The sequence below is a fragment of the Synechococcus sp. R3-13 genome (assembly GCF_047462195.1).
Lineage (GTDB): Bacteria > Cyanobacteriota > Cyanobacteriia > Thermostichales > Thermostichaceae > Thermostichus.
In genome coordinates, this window is sequence record NZ_JANSIO010000437.1 from 1 (window position 1) to 2,610 (window position 2,610).

A 2,610-nucleotide genomic window follows, 5' to 3' on the forward strand; every position below is an offset into this window, starting at 1 on the left:
GAAGGGGGGGCCGAGAACCCTGGGGCGACCTGGGTAATGGAGAAGCGGATTCTCGGCAAGCCGGCTGATCCCCTGCGGTCGGCTGCCCAGCTCGAGCCGGGCATGTGGGTACGGCTGTTGTATCCTCCTTCTGTTAAGGGGAGGCTGGGGATCGTCCTCACCCGTGAAAACCGCGACCGCTGGCTGGTGACTCTGGCCGGTGAGGGAGAAGAGGTGGTCCTGTCCCTGGCGGCACGGGAACTGGTACCCCTTGGCTGAGGTTGTCAAGGATATCTTGGCGAGGGCTGGTTCTGTTATCCTGCTCTCAATGCGGTTTTTCAGGTCGCTGCTCTATGGTTGCTGCTCTGGCCTTCAACCCTTCCTCGGATCCCCCTCGATCGCTTCTGCCCGAGGAGATCACCTGGCTGGGCAGCCTCACCTACAATGAACAGGGCCTGATCCCGGCCATTGTGCAGGACTACCTGGACGGAACAGTGCTGATGATGGCCTGGATGAACCGGGAATCGCTGCAAAAAACCCTGGAAACAGGCCGCACCTGGTTTTGGAGCCGCTCGCGGCAGGCGTTGTGGCCCAAGGGGGAAACTTCCGGTCATGTGCAGTGGGTCAAGCAAATCCGCTACGACTGCGACGGCGATGCCCTGGTCATCCTGGTGGAGCAGGTGGGAGATGCGGCTTGCCACACGGGGGCGCGCAGTTGCTTCTTCCGCCCACTGCCAGGGGATCAAAGGGATCCCATCCCGGCAGCCGATACCCTGTCGCAGGTGTTTGCCGTGGTCAAGGCCCGCCAGGCGGATCCCCGTCCCGATTCCTACACCAGCAGCTTGCTAGCCAAGGGGGAAAATGCCATTTTGAAGAAACTTGGCGAGGAGACGGCTGAGGTGGTGATGGCGGCTAAGGATCAAGACCGCGTGGCTTTGGCCCGTGAGATGGCCGACCTCTGGTACCACTGCCTCGTGGCCCTTGCTCACTATCAGGTAGATGTTAGGGATGTCTATCGCCAGCTCCAAGCCCGCCGTTCCGCCAAGTGAAAGGGCCATGTCCCCCGAAGGCGGTGCTCCCGCAGATCCCTCTCCGTCCTCTTGGGATCCCTCCCTGGACAAAGCCCACCTGGATTTACAAGCCGCGCGCTGTGGCCAAGTGGATCTGGAAACCGATCGGGAGACCTTGGCCCGTTACCTGAGAGGCCATGCCCAGTGGATCCAGCGGTGCTTCAGGCCATTGCAGGTGGAAGCTTTGTCTGCCGAGACTTACAGGTTGCAGTTTTTCCGCATGGGCGGGCTGGGGTTTGAGCTGGAGCCCAGTTTTGGGGTCAAGATCTGGCCGGATAAAGATTACCGGTTTTGTCTGACCTCGATTGAGTTGCCCGGCGATGAAGGAATGCCTTACCGGGTCAGCTGCCAAGCCGATTTCCAGCTGGAGGAGCTGCAGGGATCCCTGAAAGACCTGCCCACCACCCGTGTTCACTGGGCTCTTCATCTGGAGATTGGGCTGGCTTTGCCCAGGTTTTTGCAGGTTCTGCCCCGCAAGTTGGTTTATCGGGTGGCCCATCAAGTGGTGCAGCAGGTAACCCGGGGTATGAGTGACCGCCTCACCCACAATGTGTGCAGCGATTTCTATCGCTCTATTGGGTGTCCCGATCACCCCTATCGCTTAATTGCAGTGGAAGACAAAGCGTGATATCTTAGGTGCCAAGTAAGTTGCCGGTCAGCTTTCGAGTAGTGCTCCGGCAACCGGCGATGGAGTTCGCCGCAAGCGCCTCACTTGGAATTTTTCTATAGAGGAAGAGGGTTCTAACCTCAAAAGCTGAGGCTGATGACTCCTACACTTCTGGGCAAGTCCAGGGGGTAGGAGTCTTTGGCTTTGTTTGAGGCCCCACCCTGCGGACGCGATGGTGCTCCCACTCCTGACGCGGATGGCTTTTTCTCCCTGGGCTGCCCTTCAACACCCTGACGACAAGGAGATGAGGATCTGGTGATGCTGGGCAGTTGGCTGTGGATCCTGGTCATGGGCTTTTTTGTCGGCCAAATCGTGGGTCGGTTGGGGATGCCCCCCCTGCTGGGGATGATCCTCGTGGGGATCTTGCTGGGAGATGTCCTATCCCCGGAGGTGCTGGCAGCGGCGGGGGATCTGCGGGTGGTGGCGGTGATGATCATTTTGATGAAGGCGGGCCTGGGGCTGGATCGGGAGAAGCTGGTCCAGCAAGGGTCTGTAGCCCTGCGGCTGGGTTTTTTGCCGGCCGCCTGTGAGGCGGTGGCAGTGGCCCTGTTGAGCACTGGGATCCTGGGGTTAGACTGGCCTACCGGTTTGCTGCTGGGCTGTGTGATCGGGGCAGAGTCGCCGGCTGTGATCGTGCCGGGGATGTTGCGCCTCAAGAGTTTGGGCTGGGGAGTAACCAAAGGGATCCCGGATGCCATTTTGACCGGCAGTGCCCTTTCCGATGTGCTGCTGCTCTTAGGGTTTAGCCTGTTGCTCAGCTTTTTGGGCCAGGGCTCTGCAGAGAGCGTTCGCCTGCTGGGGCTGGAGCTATCGCCGCTGCAGTGGCTGCCGTTCCAAGTGGGGATGGAGATCCTGCTGGGCATAGCCATAGGCTACCTGGGGGCGCGGGTTCTG

The 2,610-nt window shown here is 60.2% G+C and carries 4 protein-coding genes and 1 riboswitch; all 4 genes read left to right on the plus strand.

Translation table 11 applies throughout. The annotated features are described in order from the left end of the window. Positions 1-258, plus strand: a 258-nt coding sequence (locus NW856_RS12595) for a hypothetical protein (protein ID WP_414400550.1), incomplete at its 5' end; no start/stop codon positions are given. Positions 259-332: 74 nt separating this feature from the next. Next, the gene (hisIE, locus tag NW856_RS12600) at positions 333-1,028 is read left to right on the plus strand and encodes a bifunctional phosphoribosyl-AMP cyclohydrolase/phosphoribosyl-ATP diphosphatase HisIE (RefSeq protein ID WP_414351166.1); all 696 of its coding nucleotides are present in this window, start codon (positions 333-335) and stop codon (positions 1,026-1,028) included. Positions 1,029-1,035: 7 nt separating this feature from the next. Continuing rightward, on the plus strand, positions 1,036-1,677 hold the full coding sequence (locus tag NW856_RS12605; RefSeq protein ID WP_414400551.1) for a DUF1997 domain-containing protein: 642 nt from the start codon (positions 1,036-1,038) through the stop codon (positions 1,675-1,677). A 46-nt stretch (positions 1,678-1,723) separates the two neighbouring features. Next, a riboswitch (Fluoride riboswitch) is annotated at positions 1,724-1,829 on the plus strand. A gap of 145 nt (positions 1,830-1,974) precedes the next feature. After that, on the plus strand, positions 1,975-2,610 hold a 636-nt coding region (locus NW856_RS12610; protein WP_414400552.1), incomplete at its 3' end, for a cation:proton antiporter.

Excerpts from the sequence above, each read along its gene's own strand:
- NW856_RS12605 (WP_414400551.1), top strand. The coding sequence starts at position 1,036 with ATGTCCCCCGAAGGCGGTGCTCCCGCAGATCCCTCTCCGTCCTCTTGG.
- hisIE (WP_414351166.1), top strand. The coding sequence starts at position 333 with ATGGTTGCTGCTCTGGCCTTCAACCCTTCCTCGGATCCCCCTCGATCG.